Origin of the sequence: Ruegeria marisflavi (assembly GCF_025673445.1) — a bacterium.
GTDB classification, from domain to species: domain Bacteria; phylum Pseudomonadota; class Alphaproteobacteria; order Rhodobacterales; family Rhodobacteraceae; genus Ruegeria_B; species Ruegeria_B marisflavi.
On record NZ_JAOVQN010000008.1, the window covers coordinates 16,013 to 31,974 of the forward strand.

Annotated in this window: 14 protein-coding genes; 13 read left to right on the top strand and 1 reads right to left on the bottom strand. The window is 62.9% G+C overall.

All coding sequences use genetic code 11. From position 1 onward, the window contains the following. Positions 1-107 precede the first annotated feature (107 nt). The 13 genes from OEZ49_RS09300 to ribD all read left to right on the top strand — a co-directional run bounded on the left by OEZ49_RS09300 (position 108) and on the right by ribD (position 15,044). Complete coding sequence (locus OEZ49_RS09300; RefSeq protein ID WP_263388044.1) at positions 108-1,538, top strand: Glu/Leu/Phe/Val family dehydrogenase; 1,431 nt, start codon at positions 108-110, stop codon at positions 1,536-1,538. A 122-nt stretch (positions 1,539-1,660) separates the two neighbouring features. Next, entirely contained in the window at positions 1,661-2,560 is a 900-nt protein-coding gene (locus OEZ49_RS09305; RefSeq protein ID WP_263388045.1) for a hypothetical protein, read from the top strand. A gap of 245 nt (positions 2,561-2,805) precedes the next feature. Further along, entirely contained in the window at positions 2,806-4,059 is a 1,254-nt protein-coding gene (locus OEZ49_RS09310; RefSeq protein WP_263388046.1) for a sarcosine oxidase subunit beta family protein, read from the top strand. Between the two features lie 54 nt (positions 4,060-4,113). Beyond that, the gene (locus tag OEZ49_RS09315) at positions 4,114-4,377 is read left to right on the top strand and encodes a sarcosine oxidase subunit delta (protein ID WP_263388047.1); all 264 of its coding nucleotides are present in this window, start codon (positions 4,114-4,116) and stop codon (positions 4,375-4,377) included. Continuing rightward, the gene (locus OEZ49_RS09320; RefSeq protein ID WP_263388048.1) at positions 4,374-7,307 is read left to right on the top strand and encodes a sarcosine oxidase subunit alpha family protein; all 2,934 of its coding nucleotides are present in this window, start codon (positions 4,374-4,376) and stop codon (positions 7,305-7,307) included. Before OEZ49_RS09315 ends, OEZ49_RS09320 begins: the two co-directional genes overlap by 4 nt. Next, positions 7,300-7,845, top strand: a complete 546-nt coding sequence (locus OEZ49_RS09325; protein WP_263388049.1) for a sarcosine oxidase subunit gamma — start codon at positions 7,300-7,302, stop codon at positions 7,843-7,845. The genes OEZ49_RS09320 and OEZ49_RS09325 overlap by 8 nt, the downstream gene beginning before the upstream one ends. Before the next feature lie 35 nt (positions 7,846-7,880). Further along, positions 7,881-8,177, top strand: coding sequence for a hypothetical protein (locus tag OEZ49_RS09330; RefSeq protein ID WP_164132304.1), 297 nt, complete (start codon positions 7,881-7,883; stop codon positions 8,175-8,177). An 82-nt stretch (positions 8,178-8,259) separates the two neighbouring features. Next, positions 8,260-10,209: a DNA primase gene (gene dnaG / locus OEZ49_RS09335; RefSeq protein WP_263388050.1), complete on the top strand. Its 1,950-nt coding sequence runs from the start codon at positions 8,260-8,262 to the stop codon at positions 10,207-10,209. 110 nt (positions 10,210-10,319) lie between these two features. Then, positions 10,320-12,305, top strand: a complete 1,986-nt coding sequence (rpoD, locus tag OEZ49_RS09340; protein ID WP_263388051.1) for an RNA polymerase sigma factor RpoD — start codon at positions 10,320-10,322, stop codon at positions 12,303-12,305. Positions 12,306-12,469: 164 nt separating this feature from the next. Beyond that, complete coding sequence (locus tag OEZ49_RS09345) at positions 12,470-12,883, top strand: hypothetical protein (protein ID WP_263388052.1); 414 nt, start codon at positions 12,470-12,472, stop codon at positions 12,881-12,883. Positions 12,884-12,901: 18 nt separating this feature from the next. Beyond that, positions 12,902-13,312: a secondary thiamine-phosphate synthase enzyme YjbQ gene (locus OEZ49_RS09350; protein WP_263388053.1), complete on the top strand. Its 411-nt coding sequence runs from the start codon at positions 12,902-12,904 to the stop codon at positions 13,310-13,312. A 170-nt stretch (positions 13,313-13,482) separates the two neighbouring features. After that, the gene (nrdR, locus tag OEZ49_RS09355; protein ID WP_263388054.1) at positions 13,483-13,953 is read left to right on the top strand and encodes a transcriptional regulator NrdR; all 471 of its coding nucleotides are present in this window, start codon (positions 13,483-13,485) and stop codon (positions 13,951-13,953) included. A 20-nt stretch (positions 13,954-13,973) separates the two neighbouring features. Continuing rightward, positions 13,974-15,044 carry a bifunctional diaminohydroxyphosphoribosylaminopyrimidine deaminase/5-amino-6-(5-phosphoribosylamino)uracil reductase RibD gene (gene ribD, locus OEZ49_RS09360; protein ID WP_263388056.1) on the top strand — a complete coding sequence of 357 codons (1,071 nt, stop codon included), beginning with the start codon at positions 13,974-13,976 and terminating at the stop codon, positions 15,042-15,044. Positions 15,045-15,148: 104 nt separating this feature from the next. Here ribD and OEZ49_RS09365 read toward each other — a convergent pair whose 3' ends face one another. Beyond that, on the bottom strand, positions 15,149-15,928 hold the full coding sequence (locus tag OEZ49_RS09365) for a helix-turn-helix domain-containing protein (protein ID WP_164132298.1): 780 nt from the start codon (positions 15,926-15,928) through the stop codon (positions 15,149-15,151). Positions 15,929-15,962 lie beyond the last annotated feature (34 nt).

The following is a 15,962-nucleotide window of genomic DNA, read 5'->3' on the forward strand; positions in this document are numbered from 1 at the left end:
GCGTTTGGGTGATTAAAAAATTGGCACTTTGCGAACGTTGCGTCATAAGGGGCCTGCGACAAGGTGTCATAACCCGAGTCAGACAAGGTCATGGAGGTTTTTTGTTAATGGCCCGCAAGAATGAGCCCAGTTTCCGCGAAAGTGTGGACATGATGTTCAACAGGGCAGCCGCCCTGATGGATCTGCCGCCGGGGCTGGAAGAGAAGATCCGCGTATGCAACGCCACCTATACGGTGCGGTTCGGCGTCCGGCTCAGAGGCCAGATTCAGACATTTGTTGGCTATCGTTCTGTCCATTCGGAACATATGGAGCCAGTCAAAGGCGGTATCCGCTACGCCATGTCCGTGAACCAGGACGAGGTCGAGGCGCTGGCGGCGCTGATGACCTATAAATGCGCGCTGGTCGAGGCACCGTTCGGAGGCTCAAAAGGCGGATTGTGCATTGACCCGCGCCAGTATGAGGAACACGAGCTGGAACAGATCACCCGCCGTTTCGCCTATGAGCTGGCCAAGCGCGACCTGATCAACCCGTCCCAGAACGTGCCCGCGCCCGACATGGGCACTGGTGAACGCGAGATGGCCTGGATCGCCGACCAGTATGCGCGGATGAACACCACCGACATCAACGCGCGCGCCTGCGTTACCGGCAAGCCGCTGAACGCCGGTGGTATTGCCGGCCGGGTCGAGGCGACGGGACGTGGTGTGCAATATGCGCTGCGCGAGTTCTTCCGCGACGGTCAGGGCGTCGCCAAGTCGGGTTTGAGCGGCAAGCTCGACGGTAAGCGAGTCATCGTGCAAGGCCTCGGCAACGTGGGATATCACGCCGCCAAGTTCCTGAGCGAGGAGGACGGCTCGCTGATCACCGGCATCATCGAACGCGATGGTGCCCTGGTCAGCAAGGACGGCTTGGATGTCGAAGCCGTACGGAACTGGATCGCCAAGCATGGCGGCGTCACCGGCTATCCGGATGGTACCTATGTCGCTGACGGCACCAAGGTGCTGGAGGAACCCTGTGACATCCTGATCCCGGCCGCGATGGAGGGCGTGATCCATCTTGGCAACGCCAAGAAGATCAAGGCGCCTTTGATCATCGAGGCGGCCAACGGCCCGATCACCTCTGGCGCAGACGAAGTGCTGCGCGACAAGGGAACCGTGATCATTCCTGACATGTATGCAAATGCCGGCGGCGTGACTGTGTCCTATTTTGAATGGGTCAAGAACCTTAGCCACATCCGGTTCGGCCGCATGCAACGCCGGGCGGAAGAGACACGCACTCAGATGCTTGTGGACGAGCTGGAACGGCTGTCGGCCGACAAGCAGCTGGGCTGGACACTGAGCCCCGGGTTCAAGCAAAACTACCTGCGCGGGGCGGACGAGCTGGAGCTGGTGCGCTCGGGTCTGGATGACACGATGCGGGCGGCATACCAGTCGATGGCCTCGATCTGGCACGAACGCGCGGATGCGGTGGATCTGCGGACGGCGGCCTATCTGGTGTCCATTGACCGGGTCGCCAAGAGCTATCGCGCCAAGGGACTTTGATCGTGACACGAACGATGGAAGGGCGCGCTTCGGCGCGCCCTTTCCTGTTTTTGGGACAAGTAGCAGTGGGCGGGTCCGAATGCGGCACTATTCTTGACGAAACAGTGTTGAAAGGGCGAGCCATGTCAGGATTTCTTCGAGCGTTTTCCATTACCGGCGTGATCGTCGTCACGGCGGGGGCCGCTCAGGCGCAGCCCCGACCGGGCTGGACGCCGGTGGTGGATGGCCTCGTTCTGTATCAGGGCGCGGCTGATCTTTCTGGCGGCGGCGAGGTCTCGGCGACACGCAGTTTCTTGAGGGCTGGAGCCTTGTACAGGGCGGAGAATGGCGCCTCGGCCGGGGTGCTGGTCAGCTATGGTCAGGTGGATTACGATTTCTCGGGTGGCGTTGCCGCGCGCCCTTGGGGCGACATCCGTGACATCCGGGTGTCCGCGCCGTTGCGGTTTCCGGTCGGGGAGCGTGCCAGCCTGTTCATTTCGCCACAGTTGCGGTGGAACTACGAAGCCGGGGCCAGTGCGTCAGACGGGCGCACATGGGGTGTGTTCGCCGGGCTGGCCTGGCAGGTGAACGACCGATTGCGGATCGGTCCCGCGTTCGGCGCTTTTTCGGAACTGGGGGACAGTGATGCGCAGGTGTTCCCGGCATTGCTGGTCGACTGGCAGATCGACGACCGCTGGTCCTTGAGCACAGGCACCGGGCTTGGCGCAACACAAGGGCCGGGGCTGTCGCTGAGCTACGCGCTGTCCGACGAGATCAAGCTTTCGCTGGGCGCCCGATCGGAAAGCGTGCGGTTTCGACTTGATGGCACCGGCCCTGCACCGGGCGGCGTGGGGGAGGAAACCAGCATACCGGTCGTGCTTTCGCTGGAATACGCACCAAACCCCGGCACCCGCTTGACGGTGTTTGCGGGAGCCGAGCTGGACGGGCAACTGGTGCTCGAGAATGCGGCCGGAGCAGAGATCAGCCGGCAAAGCTATGGCGCCGCGCCGGTCGCAGGTTTCGCCTTCAGAATACGGTTCTGATGACCAGGCTGCTTAACGCGCGCCACTCCCTCGGAAAATCGGCGGCTGGACCCTGATTTCTTTGTGCCTGTTGCGCGCGCAACAGGGTATGACCCCCGTTGAAAGAACAGTAAATGTGCGCCCGTCGCGAGAGCGACACCAATAGTCGCGCATGGGACATTCGTTGTCGATTACGGCCAACTGAATGGCGGGTTGGATGATAGTCGTTAAAGCAGCGGGCAGGTGCCCGGAAAGGGGAGACAGGGATGCGTTTTTCGGGCCTGCGCGTGTTGAAGGAAGGATTTACCGGCAACAAGGGATGGCGGCCACATTGGCGCGACCCCGAACCGAAACCCGAATATGACATCGTGATCATCGGCGGCGGCGGCCACGGGTTGAGCACCGCATACTATCTGGCGCGCGACCACGGGCTGAAGAACATCGCGGTGCTCGAGCGCGGCTATATCGGTGGCGGCAACATTGGCCGGAACACGACCATCGTGCGCGCCAACTATTTCCTGCAAGGCAATTCCGAGTTCTATTCTCATTCCCTGAAACTGTGGGAGGGGCTAGAAGAGGACCTTAACTACAATGTGATGCATTCGCAGCGCGGCATCATCAACTTGTTCCACTCTGACGGGCAGCGCGATGCGGCGGCGCGGCGTGGCAACATGATGATCAGCCAGGGCGATGACGCGATCCTGTTGGGCCGCGAAGAACTGCGCAAGATGGTGCCCTACCTCAATTTCGACGACCTGCGGTTTCCCTTGTATGGCGGCCTTTATCACCCGCGCGGCGGCACCGCGCGGCATGACGCGGTCGCCTGGGGCTATGCCCGCGGGGCCGACCAGCGCGGCGTGGACTTGATCCAGAACTGCGAGGTCACGGGCATCGACATCGAGAACGGCAAGGTCAAGGGCGTGCAGACCGTGCGCGGTCCGATCCGCGCCAAGAAGGTGGCGATGGTGGCGGCTGGCCGGTCCAGCCAGGTGGCGGCGATGGCAGGCATGCGCCTGCCGATCGAAAGCCATATCCTCCAGGCTTTTGTCACCGAGGGGCTGAAGCCGGTGATCGACAATGTGATCACCTTTGGTATGGGGCATTTCTATATCAGCCAATCCGACAAGGGCGGGCTGGTCTTTGGTGGCGATCTGGATTTTTACGCCTCATATGCGGCACGCGGCAACCTGCCGACAGTTGAGCACGTGATGGAGGCGGGCATGGCGCTGATGCCGATGATCGGCAAGGCCAAGGTGTTGCGCAGCTGGGGCGGGATCATGGACATGTCGCCCGATGGCTCGCCCATCATCGACAAGACGCATATCGACGGGCTTTATGTGAACTGCGGCTGGAACTACGGCGGGTTCAAGGCAGTTCCGGGCTCGGGCAGCGTGTTTGCGCATCTGATTGCGACGGGGAACTATCACCCGGCCTCGACCCGGCACAGGCTCGACCGGTTCCGCACCGGGCGCGGTATCATCGACGAAGAGGGCAAAGGCTCTCAACACAACCTGCACTGAGAGTGAAGGGGTTGGCATGAGTATTTCTGGCGAAATGAAGATGAGGGCGCGGTCATGAGGATCACCTGTCCGCATTGCGGCGAGCGGGATCACCGCGAATTCTATTACAAGGGTCATGCGCTGGCGCTGGATCGACCGGCGGCGGATGCGGGCGAGGCTGCCTGGGACGACTACGTGCACCTGCGAGAGAACCCGGCCGGGGTGACCCGCGACCTGTGGTATCACGAGGGCGGCTGCGGCGCCTGGGTCGTGGTCACACGCAGCACACTGACGCATGAGGTGCTGGGCACCGAACCAGCATCGGAGGCGCGGGCATGAGGATCGAGGGCAAGGGGCTGATCGCGCGCGATCACCGGGTGTCTTTCACCTTTGACGGGGTGCGCTATTCGGGGTTCGAGGGCGATACGCTGGCCTCGGCGCTGTTGGCCAATGACGTGCGACTGGTGGCACGCTCGTTCAAGTATCACCGGCCGCGCGGCATCCTGACCGCCGGCAGCGAGGAGCCGAACGCGCTGGTGACCATCGGGTCGGGCGGGCGGCAGGACCCCAATGTGCGGGCGACCGTGCAGGAGCTTTACGACGGGTTGGAGGCGCGCAGCCAGAACCGCTGGCCGTCGCTCGATTTCGACCTGTTGTCGGTCAACAATCTGGCGGCGCCCTTTTTTGGCGCAGGGTTCTACTACAAGACTTTCATGTGGCCGCGCGCCTTCTGGGAGAAGCTTTACGAGCCGATGATCCGCAAGGCCGCTGGCCTGGGGGCGCTGTCGGGGCAGGACAACGGCGACCGCTATGAGCGCGCCTTTGCCTTTTGCGATCTTTTGGTGATCGGGGCGGGGCCTGCGGGGCTGATGGCGGCGCTGGTCGCGGGTCGGGCGGGCGCGGATGTAATCCTGGCCGACGAGGACGCGCGGATGGGCGGGCGTCTCTTGGCGGAAACCTATGAGGTCGACGGCAAGCCGGGCAACGTCTGGGTCGAGGAAGTGTTGGCCGAACTGCGCGCAATGGACAATGTGCGACTGATGACGCGGACCACCGTGGCGGGCGCCTATGACCATGGCACCTTTGCCGCGCTGGAGCGGGTGTCGCACCACCGCGCCGACCGGGGCGCGGGCGCGCCGCTTGAATGCTATTGGCGGATCGTGGCCAGGCGCAGCGTGCTGGCGGCTGGCGCGCTGGAGCGACCCGTAGCCTTTCGTGACAATGACCGTCCGGGGATCATGACCGCGGGCGCGGTGCGCGCCTATCTCAACCGCTGGGGCGTGGCGCCGGGCAAGGCCGTCACCGTGTTTGGCAACAATGATGATGCCCATCGCACCGTGCGCGACCTGATGGCCGCAGGCGTGCATGTGGCGGCGCTGATCGACAGCCGCCACGACGCGCCCGAGGTCGATGGCGTACACATGATCCGGGGCGGCCAGGTCTGTGGCAGCATGGGCGGTCGCGGGTTGGAGGCGATTACCGTGCGCCGCACCAGTGGCGGAGAACGTATTCAGACCGATTGCCTGGCGATGTCGGGCGGCTGGAACCCCAGCGTGCACCTGACCTGCCACATGAACGGGCGGCCGGAATGGCGGCGCGACATCGCGTCCTTTGTTCCGGTGCCGGGGGCTGTTCCAGACCTGCGCTCGGCGGGGGCCTGTAATGGCGCGTTTTCGACCGCGGCCTGCCTGCGCGAAGGCATCGCCATGGCCGCCGCGGCGCTGGAAGACCTGGGCATGAAGGTGCCGGAGGTCGCACTGCCCGATGCCGAGGATACGCCTTATGCGCTGGAGCCGCTCTGGGCGGTGCCGGGCAAGGGGCGGGCCTGGCTCGATTTCCAGAACGATGTCACGGTCAAGGACGTGAAGCAGGCAGCGGTCGAGAACTTCCGCTCGGTCGAACATATGAAGCGCTACACCACGCAAGGCATGGCGACCGACCAGGGCAAGAACTCGAACGTGGCCGCGCTGGCCGTTCTGGCCGATGCCACCGGGCGCGGTATCCCCGAAACCGGCACCACCACCTTTCGCCCGCCCTATAGCCCGATTGCCATCGCGGCGCTGGGCGCCGGGGCCGAGGGCAAGGGATTCCAGCCGCAACGCTTCACCACCTCCCACAAGGCAACGGTGGCGCGGGGCGCACCGATGATCGAGGCGGGGCTGTGGTATCGCCCCAGCTATTTCCCCAAGCCCGGCGAAACCGACTGGCGGCAAAGCTGCGACCGCGAGGTGGGCTATGTGCGCAACACGGTAGGGGTGGCCGATGTCTCGACACTCGGCAAGATCGACATCCAGGGGGCGGATGCGGCGAAACTCTTGGATTTCGCCTATACCAACATGTTCTCGACGCTGAAAGTAGGCAGGGTCCGCTATGGTCTGATGCTGCGTGAGGATGGTCATGTGATGGATGACGGCACCACTGCAAGGCTGGGCGAGGACCATTACGTGATGACCACGACCACCGCCGCGGCCGGCGAAGTGATGAAGCATCTGGAGTTCGTCACTCAAGGTCTCCACCCGGAATGGGATGCGTCACTGACCTCGGTGACCGAGCAATGGGCGCAGTTCGCAGTGGCCGGTCCCAAGGCGCAAGAGGTGTTGAACGGGGTGCTGGATACGCCGTTTGATCCCACGGACTGGCCATTCATGTCCTGCGGCGCGGTCTCGGTTCTGGGGGTTGCGGCCCGGCTGTTCCGGATCTCTTTCTCGGGCGAGCAGGGTTACGAGGTCGCGGTGCCCGCGCGCTATGGCGCCAGCCTGTTCGATATCCTGGTCAAACAGGCCGAGGCGCTGGGCGGCGGACCCTACGGTATGGAGGCGCTCAACGTCCTGCGGATCGAGAAAGGGTTCATCACCCATTCCGAAATCCACGGGCGCACCACCGCCTATGACATCGGCATGGGCGGCATGGTCTCGGCCAAGAAGGACTGCATCGGCAAGACCATGTCGCAGCGTCCGGGGATGGAAGAGCCGGGGCGCGAGCGTCTGGTCGGGCTGAAGCCGGTTGGACGCGACGGGCGCTTGCTGGCAGGCGCGCATATCTACCGCGAAGAAGCAGAGCCGAAACGGATCAACGATCAGGGCTACATAACCTCGGTCTGCCATTCGCCGACGCTGGGCCACATGATCGGGCTCGCCTTCCTAGCCGACGGCCCCGCGCGGTATGGAGAGATCGTCAAGATGGTCGACGGGTTGCGAGGGGTGACGACCCTTTGCGAAATTGTGAACCCGGTCTTCTTTGACGCAGACGGAGGGCGGATGCGTGGATAATTTGGTTGCGAAATCGCCCTGTGCGGGGCTGTTGCCGCTGACAGTTGGCCGGGTCACCGCCACCGAGGTGGACGCGGGCGCGATGACGATGCTGTCGCCGCGCAAGGGCCGGGCCGATGCCTTGAACAAGGCGATGCAGGCCGCGCATGGACTGGGCTATCCAGCACCGAACAGCGCCGGGGTATCGGGTGACGTCCGGGCGATATGGTTCGGTCATTCCAGCGCCATGCTGGTCGGGGCGGTCCCGGACGAAGGATTGAGCCAGAACGCGGCCTTGGTCGATCAGTCCGATGCCTGGGTGGTTGTGCGCCTCGAAGGGGCAGGGACCGAGGACGTGCTGGCCCGTCTCGTTCCGGTCGATCTCCGGCTGGTGTCCTTCCCGGTGGGCGCCACCGCGCGCAGCAAGATCGGGCATATGTCCGGCTCGGTCACGCGGGTCGGCGAAGATGCCTATTGGCTGATGGTTTTCCGCTCAATGGCCGAAACGCTGGTGCATGATCTCAAATCGGCCATGGAAGCGGTCGCGGCACGGGGTTAAACTCGGTCGACCAATTCGAATCCGGGAGATCACCGATGTATCGCTATGCCCTTGTTGCCGCTCTCGCAGCCTCGCCGCTGGCGGCGGCCGAGACAAAGCAGCAGAGCTGCCAGTACCAGGCCGACGTGGTGGCGTCGATCCAGCAGGCGCGGCTTGACCGGGTCAAGGAACGGGATGTGCCCGCTGCCGTGGCTGCGACCAACCCGACCTGGCCTGCGAGCTACAACAATGCCATCCCGCTGATCGCGCCATGGGTCTATCAGCAGAAGATGGGCGATATCCGTAACAAGGACCTGTCGGCGGCCTGGCTGGAACTCTGTCTCAAGCAGTAGGCCCGCGCCAACAAGGCTCTTCGCTGTGGATAAGGCGCGCCGCCCGCTTGGCGCGCCGCTCTGTTTCTGCCATCCTGCCCCCATGTCACTACCCCCCGGATTTCTGGACGAGCTGCGCAGCCGCCTGAGCCTGACCCAGGTTGTCGGGCGAAAGGTCATGTGGGACATGCGCAAGTCGAACCAGGGCAAGGGGGATATGTGGGCGCCGTGCCCGTTCCACCATGAAAAGACCGCCTCGTTCCATGTGGATGACCGCAAGGGATTCTATTACTGCTTTGGCTGCCATGCCAAGGGCGACGCGCTGAAGTTCGTGCAGGAGACCGAGAATGTCGGTTTCATGGAGGCGGTCGAGATTCTGGCGCGCGAGGCGGGCATGCCGATGCCCGCGCGCGATCCCAAGGCGCAGGAGAAGCAGGACCACCGCAGCCAGCTGGCCGAGGTGATGGAGCAGGCGGCGCAGTTCTTCCGTTTGAACCTCAATGCGGGCGGTGGCGGTGCTGCGCGCGACTACCTGACCCGGCGGGGCCTTGGCGCGCAGGCGCTGGAACGCTGGGAGATCGGATTTGCCCCTGATGGCTGGCAGGGCTTGTGGGACCATCTGCGCGGCAAGGGGGTGGGCGAGGATCTGATCGTCGGCGCCGGTCTGGCCAAGCCCTCGACCAAGGGCGGCAAGCCCTATGACACCTTCCGCAACCGGATCATGTTCCCGATTCGGGACGCGCGCGGGCGCTGCATCGCTTTTGGCGGTCGCGCGATGGATCCCAAGGACAATGCCAAGTATCTGAACTCGCCCGAAACGCTGCTCTTCGACAAGGGCCGCAGCCTGTTCAACCATGGCCCCGCCCGTACGGCGGCGGGGCAGGGGCAGCCGCTCGTTGTGGCAGAGGGCTATATGGACGTGATCGCGCTCTCCGAGGCGGGGTTCGGCGCGGTGGTTGCGCCCTTGGGCACGGCGGTGACCCAAGAGCAGCTGCATATGCTGTGGCGCATCGCCGACGAGCCGATCATCGCGCTTGACGGCGATACTGCTGGCCTGCGCGCGGCGATGCGGGTGATCGACCTCGCCTTGCCGATGCTGGAGGCCGGAAAATCGCTGCGCTTTGCGATAATGCCCGAGGGTAAAGACCCCGACGACGTGATCCGCGCCGATGGATCGGCAGCCATGCAAAGCGTCCTAGATCAGGCCCGGCCCATGGTGCAGCTTCTGTGGCAACGCGAGACCGAAGGCAGGGTTTTCGATAGCCCCGAGCGCAAGGCCGCTCTGGACAAGAGCTTGCGCGAAAAGATCAAGCTGATCCGCGACCCTTCGATCCGGGCGCATTACGGGCAAGAGATCAAGGACCTGCGCTGGCAGTTGTTCCGGCCGCAGCGCACGTCGCGTGCCACGGGCTGGCAAGCCCGTGGCCAAAAGCGAAACGAAAACGCTCCCGCCAGCCCCAGCGCCCGCAGCTCGTTTCTCGCCTCGACCCAAAATGCGGAAATCCAGCTGCGCGAGGCGGCCATCCTGGCAATCGCCATCCTCAACCCGCAGGTCGTGGTGCAGTTCGAGCATCAGTTGGATGAGTTGGAATGCCACGACCCCGATCACGCAATGCTGCGGCAGGTGGTGTTGCGTCACGCCGTCGACGATCCTGACAACCTCCAGGATCATATTGAGCGGAGTTTGGGGGGGCAGGCCCTTGAAAACCTCCTGAACCTACGCCATGTCGCAGTCATACCCTGTGTGCACAAACCTGGCGATGCCGAAAAGGCCCGGATGACGCTGGCCGAGGAATTCGCGAAAATCAAGGCGCTCCGGGGGCACGAAGCTGAAGTCGACGAAGCGCGCGAGGATATTTCCGAGACCGATGACGAGGCGCTGACATACCGTGTGGGCCGGGCCGCAGAAGAGCGCAACCGCGCCAGCCGCAGCCAGAACGAGGACAAGGCGATCTTCGAAGTGGCTGACAACGGGGCCCGAATCAAACGCGACGAACGCGAGGCTTTTGCCGCCATCATGGCGGGGATCAACTTTGACCGGAAACGCCGATAAGGCGTTTTCCTAAGGAACTGGCAAAATAAAACAGGTAAACGGGTGGCCGAATCAATTCTGAGCACTAATGATTCGGCTTAACGAATCGCCCATCCCTGCAGGAGCACTGAATGGCCGCCAAGGACACCGCCGAAGACCAGAAGACGGAAGATCAGGAAGACGAAGTCTCGCTCGACATGAGCCAGGCGCAAGTCAAGAAGATGATCGCCGAGGCCCGCGAACGCGGGTACATCACCTACGATCAGCTGAACCAGGTGCTGCCTCCGGACCAGGTGAATTCGGAACAGATCGAAGACGTGATGTCGATGCTCAGCGAGATGGGCATCAACATCATCGAAGACGAAGAGGCCGAGGAGGAAGAGCAGAAAGGCTCGACCGAACTGGTCGCCACCGAGAGCAACCGCGAGGTCACTCTGGCGGGCGCGCAGACCGAAAAGCTTGACCGCACCGACGACCCGGTGCGCATGTATCTGCGCGAGATGGGCTCGGTCGAGCTGCTCAGCCGCGAGGGCGAGATCGCCATCGCCAAGCGGATCGAGGCCGGCCGCAACACGATGATCGCGGGGCTTTGCGAAAGCCCGCTCACCTTCCAGGCGATCACCATCTGGCATGACGAACTTCTGTCCGAGGACATCCTGCTGCGCGATGTCATCGACCTGGAGGCTACGTTCGGCAATCAGCTGGACGAAGAAGAGGATGAAGAGCCGGTCGTCGATGCGTCGGCAGTGCAGACCTCGAAACCGCAACGCGACGAGAATCCGGAATATGATGCCGACGGCAATCCGATCTCGCGCGAGGATGACGACGAAGACGACGAGCAGGCCAACATGTCGCTCGCCGCGATGGAAGCCGCGCTCAAGGACAAGGTACTGACCACGCTCGAGCGGATTTCGTCCGACTATGCGCAACTGTCCGAGATGCAGGACAGCCGGATTTCGGCGACCCTGAACGAGGACGGTTCGTTTTCGGCCGGGGACGAAGATACCTATCAGGCGCTGCGCTCGGAAATCGTAAAGCTCGTCAACGAATTGCATCTGCATAACAACCGGATCGAGGCGCTGATCGACCAGCTCTACGGCATCAACAAGCGGGTGATGTCGATTGACAGTTCGATGGTCAAGCTGGCCGATCAGGCCCGTATCAACCGCCGCGAGTTCATCGACGCCTATCGCGGGCGCGAGCTGGACCCGAACTGGCTGGCTGAGATGGCCGAAAAGCCTGGTCGCGGCTGGCAGATGTTCATCGAACGCTCCTCGGACAAGGTTGAGGAACTGCGCGCGGACATGGCCCAGGTGGGCCAGTATGTGGGTCTGGATATCTCTGAGTTCCGCCGCATCGTGCAACAGGTCCAGAAGGGCGAGAAAGAGGCCCGTCAGGCGAAAAAGGAAATGGTCGAGGCCAACCTGCGTCTGGTGATCTCGATTGCCAAGAAGTACACGAACCGTGGCTTGCAATTCCTTGATCTCATTCAGGAAGGAAATATCGGTCTGATGAAGGCCGTGGACAAGTTCGAGTATCGCCGCGGTTACAAGTTCTCGACCTATGCGACCTGGTGGATCCGTCAGGCAATCACCCGGTCCATCGCGGATCAGGCACGCACCATCCGTATCCCGGTGCACATGATCGAAACGATCAACAAGCTGGTGCGGACCAGCCGCCAGATGTTGCATGAAATCGGCCGCGAACCGACGCCCGAGGAACTGGCCGAAAAGCTGCAAATGCCGCTGGAGAAGGTTCGCAAGGTGATGAAGATCGCCAAGGAGCCGATCAGTCTCGAAACCCCGATTGGCGACGAGGAAGACAGCCAGTTGGGCGATTTCATCGAGGACAAGAACGCCATTCTGCCGCTGGACAGCGCCATTCAGGAGAACCTGAAAGAGACCACGACGCGGGTTCTGGCCAGCCTCACCCCGCGCGAGGAACGCGTGCTGCGGATGCGGTTCGGCATCGGCATGAACACGGACCATACGCTGGAAGAGGTGGGGCAACAGTTCAGCGTGACCCGCGAACGGATCCGCCAGATCGAGGCCAAGGCGCTGAGAAAGCTGAAACATCCCAGCCGCTCGCGCAAGCTGCGCAGTTTCCTGGACGAATGAACAGAAGACGCCCTTCGGGGCGTCTTTTTCCTTGGCGCGGGATTGTCCTGCGAACGATCTGGGCTGAGCGACGAACCGCCAACGTGGTCAGTAATCCGTGAAATGCTCTGTTGATCGCCGCTTGGGCGCACTAAGTTCCCTTTGATAAGACGAGGATTTCCCAAATGCTCCGCCACGCCTGCTTTTTGACTGTCTTCACCTTGACTGGCCTTTCGACACAGGCGGATGCCCTGACCACGCGGATGGGGGACCGGGTGCTGCCGGTCAATGACGTGGTGTTCGAGGTGATCCCGCGCGGCAAGCAGCGGGTCGGAGATTTCTGGTGCGCGGCCTCCGAATACGCCCGGCGCGAGTTGGGTGCGAGCTGGAGTGACCGGATTTATCTGGTGCGGGGACGGGGGCCGAGTGTTACCACTGGGCGCAAGACGGCTGTACAATTTTCGTTGACGCCCGAGGCGGTGGGGGTGACACCGCTGGAAAACGAGCTGACCACCATCCGCACCGGGCTCAAGGTCGGCGACAACATGACCGTCAACCAGGGCAACAGTTATTGCGAATTCGGCCCCGTGCGGCCCTAACTCATTGAGCAGTACCCAATGCTGACCGAGTTCTCTGTATCGACCCGGGGGCCGGGTCTTTATGAGTTCACCCGAGAGGTGAAGCGCTGGCTGGCCGGGCAGGGCGACGGGCTAATGACGCTGATGGTGCGGCATACTTCCTGCTCTTTGCTGATCCAGGAGAACGCCGACCCCGAGGTACAGACCGATCTGACTGCCTTTTTCGACCGGCTGGTGCCGTCCTCCGATCACCCGTCGATGTCCTATCTGCGTCACACTTATGAAGGTCCTGACGATATGCCAGCCCATATCAAAGCAGCTATCATGCCGATTTCATTGAGTATTCCGGTACAGTCCGGGGTGCCGATGCTGGGAACATGGCAGGGTATCTATCTGGTCGAACACCGCCGCGCGCCGCATCATCGCAAGGTCGCGGCGCATTTCGGCTGAACGCCCGGCTTGCGGTTATCCACGCCAAGCAAAAGCTAGATATTGTTGTTCGATCCGCATCTTGCGTTCGAAAATCAGTGCTACCCAAATCCTAGCATTGGCCCTATAGTTGTGGATAAGTGAGCCGAAGCGCTCACATGGAGGCGGAACAAAGTACGAGGAGACGGCGGATGCGCTGCCCGTTTTGCGGAAATATCGATACACAGGTCAAGGACTCGCGTCCGGCAGAAGATCACGTTTCCATTCGCAGGCGGCGGTTCTGCCCTGCGTGCGGTGGGCGGTTCACCACTTACGAGCGGGTTCAGCTGCGTGATCTGGTGGTGATCAAGACCAGCGGCAAGCGCGAGGATTTCGACCGGGACAAGCTGGAACGCTCGATCCGAATCTCAATGCAGAAGCGTCCTATCGACCCCGAGCGGATCGATCAGATGATCTCGGGCATCGTGCGGCGTCTGGAGAGCATGGGCGAAACCGACATCCCGTCGAAGAAGATCGGCGAGATCGTGATGGAGGCTCTGGCCCGGATCGACACCGTGGCCTATGTCCGTTTTGCAAGTGTTTACAAGAACTTCCAGGCCGCAGATGATTTCGAGGAATTCGTTCACGAACTGCGTCCGCCCAACCCGCCCGCCGAAGAGTGACGGGATTTGACGAACGTTACATGGCTCTCGCCCTGTCCCTTGGCAGGCGAGAGCAAGGCGCCTGCTGGCCGAACCCGGCGGTGGGCTGTGTGATTGTATCCGAAGGCCGGATCGTAGGGCGCGGCTGGACACAACAAGGCGGCAGACCGCATGCAGAGACCGTTGCGCTGGCACAGGCCGGGGCGGCGGCGCGGGGGGCTGTCGCTTATGTGACGCTGGAGCCGTGCGCCCATCATGGCAAGACGCCGCCTTGTGCCGAGGCGCTGATCGCGGCGGGGGTGGCGCGGGTGGTCTCGGCCATCGAGGACAGCGACCCGCGGGTTGCGGGCAAGGGGTTTGCGCTGTTGCGCGACGCCGGTATCGAGGTCACGACTGGCGTTCTGACCGATGCGGCGGCGCGGGATCTGGCCGGGTTCTTTCTGAAAACCGAACAGGGACGGCCCTGGATCACCCTGAAAATGGCGTCGAGTTTCGATGGGCGCAGCGCTACTGCGACCGGAGAAAGTAAATGGATAACAGGGTCTTATGCGCGAAAGCTCGTGCATGCCATGCGGGCGCGGCACGACGCGGTTATGGTGGGCGCGGGAACCGCGCGGGCGGATGATCCCTCGCTGACGGTACGCGACCTGGGTATCGCGCGGCAGCCGGTGCGGATCGTCGTATCGCGCTATCTGGACCTGCCGTTGATGAGCCAGCTTGCCCGCACCGCGCGACAGGTACCGGTCTGGCTGTGCCATGGTCCGGGGGTCGATCCCGACCGCGCCAAAGCCTGGGAAAGCACCGGCGCCGAGCTGATCCCCTGTGCGGTTTCCGGTATGCAAATCAATGGGTTGGACCTTGTCCAGCAATTGGGTGCGCGCGGTTTGACGCGGGTGTTCTGCGAGGGCGGATCGGCGCTGGCCGCGTCGCTTCTGGCGGAGGATCTGGTGGATGAGCTGATCGGGTTCACCGCCGGGGTGGCAATCGGCGCCGAGGGGGTGCCTGCGGTTGGCGCCATGGGGGTGGAACGCCTGGCGGATGCGCCCCGGTTCCGGCTGATCGAGACGGAGAACGTCGGCGGTGACGTTCTGCACCGCTGGGGCCGCGCCTGACGGTTTGTCCTTTGTTTTGACCGTTTTGTACCGCCCCGAAAGGGGCGATTGACCGTTTTGTACAGGGTATTCCGGCCCGTTTCCGAGGCCCGCGCTGCCTGTGGCTAGGCCCGGCTGCCCATCAGGATGGACCTGGCGCGCTGGTCCAGCTTTGGCGAGTTGATGTCGTAGCGGCCGACCTTGCGCATCGCCTCCATCAGTGGCGGCGTCTCGCTGAGGTAACGCCAGACGACCGGCGAGGTGAAGGGGGTGCGCTGGCGGCTGGTGATGCCAAAGGTGGTGCCGCGCAGATATTGCAATTGGCCGCGCCCGACCGGGTAGAGAACCGTTTCGACCAGCGCGTCGCGCGCCAGCGTCTGGTACTCCATCACAAAGATCCGGTTGCCGAGGATCGCGGCCCGGCCATCGTATTTCGACAGGTAGATGGTGCCGTCCTCGGGGTCGACCGACCGTTCCAGCGACCGGCTGCGGACCATGCCGTCGAACTCGTCCAGCCGGACCAGCGCGCAGATGATGGAGTTGTCCCAGCTCTCGGTCAGGAAGTAGCTGAGATAGAACCCGAGGTAGCGGCGCAGTGCCAGGGTCTGGCCGCGAAAGGCGGATTCGAAACTGGGCCGGCCCGGTTGCAGGTGCCGCACCCCGGCCAGTTTGCCCGCGACCGAGGGGTGGGCTTCGAACTCGGTTGCGGGCAACAGGAACTCGGCGGGGCGGACGCCGAAATGGACCGCGATCTTGCGCATGTTTGCGGGGGAGGGGTGCGCCGCGCCGCTGAGGTATTTGTTGAACTGTTGCCGGTTCACGCCGATCTGGCGGCAGAGCGCCGAGACCGAAGCCTGGGTCGAACACAAGAGTTTGAGATTCGAAGCAAAGTCGCCCGTGTCCATAAAGGGAGTCTCCAACAGGAAGATTTCGCCAGAT

What these genes read in the sequence shown, in the direction of transcription:
- OEZ49_RS09300 (WP_263388044.1), top strand. Translation starts at nt 108, where the DNA reads ATGGCCCGCAAGAATGAGCCCAGTTTCCGCGAAAGTGTGGACATGATG.
- OEZ49_RS09305 (WP_263388045.1), top strand. Translation starts at nt 1,661, where the DNA reads ATGTCAGGATTTCTTCGAGCGTTTTCCATTACCGGCGTGATCGTCGTC.
- OEZ49_RS09310 (WP_263388046.1), top strand. Translation starts at nt 2,806, where the DNA reads ATGCGTTTTTCGGGCCTGCGCGTGTTGAAGGAAGGATTTACCGGCAAC.
- OEZ49_RS09315 (WP_263388047.1), top strand. Translation starts at nt 4,114, where the DNA reads ATGAGGATCACCTGTCCGCATTGCGGCGAGCGGGATCACCGCGAATTC.
- OEZ49_RS09320 (WP_263388048.1), top strand. Translation starts at nt 4,374, where the DNA reads ATGAGGATCGAGGGCAAGGGGCTGATCGCGCGCGATCACCGGGTGTCT.
- OEZ49_RS09330 (WP_164132304.1), top strand. Translation starts at nt 7,881, where the DNA reads ATGTATCGCTATGCCCTTGTTGCCGCTCTCGCAGCCTCGCCGCTGGCG.
- dnaG (WP_263388050.1), top strand. Translation starts at nt 8,260, where the DNA reads ATGTCACTACCCCCCGGATTTCTGGACGAGCTGCGCAGCCGCCTGAGC.
- rpoD (WP_263388051.1), top strand. Translation starts at nt 10,320, where the DNA reads ATGGCCGCCAAGGACACCGCCGAAGACCAGAAGACGGAAGATCAGGAA.
- OEZ49_RS09345 (WP_263388052.1), top strand. Translation starts at nt 12,470, where the DNA reads ATGCTCCGCCACGCCTGCTTTTTGACTGTCTTCACCTTGACTGGCCTT.
- OEZ49_RS09350 (WP_263388053.1), top strand. Translation starts at nt 12,902, where the DNA reads ATGCTGACCGAGTTCTCTGTATCGACCCGGGGGCCGGGTCTTTATGAG.
- nrdR (WP_263388054.1), top strand. Translation starts at nt 13,483, where the DNA reads ATGCGCTGCCCGTTTTGCGGAAATATCGATACACAGGTCAAGGACTCG.
- ribD (WP_263388056.1), top strand. Translation starts at nt 13,974, where the DNA reads ATGGCTCTCGCCCTGTCCCTTGGCAGGCGAGAGCAAGGCGCCTGCTGG.
- OEZ49_RS09365 (WP_164132298.1), bottom strand. Translation starts at nt 15,928, where the DNA reads ATGGACACGGGCGACTTTGCTTCGAATCTCAAACTCTTGTGTTCGACC.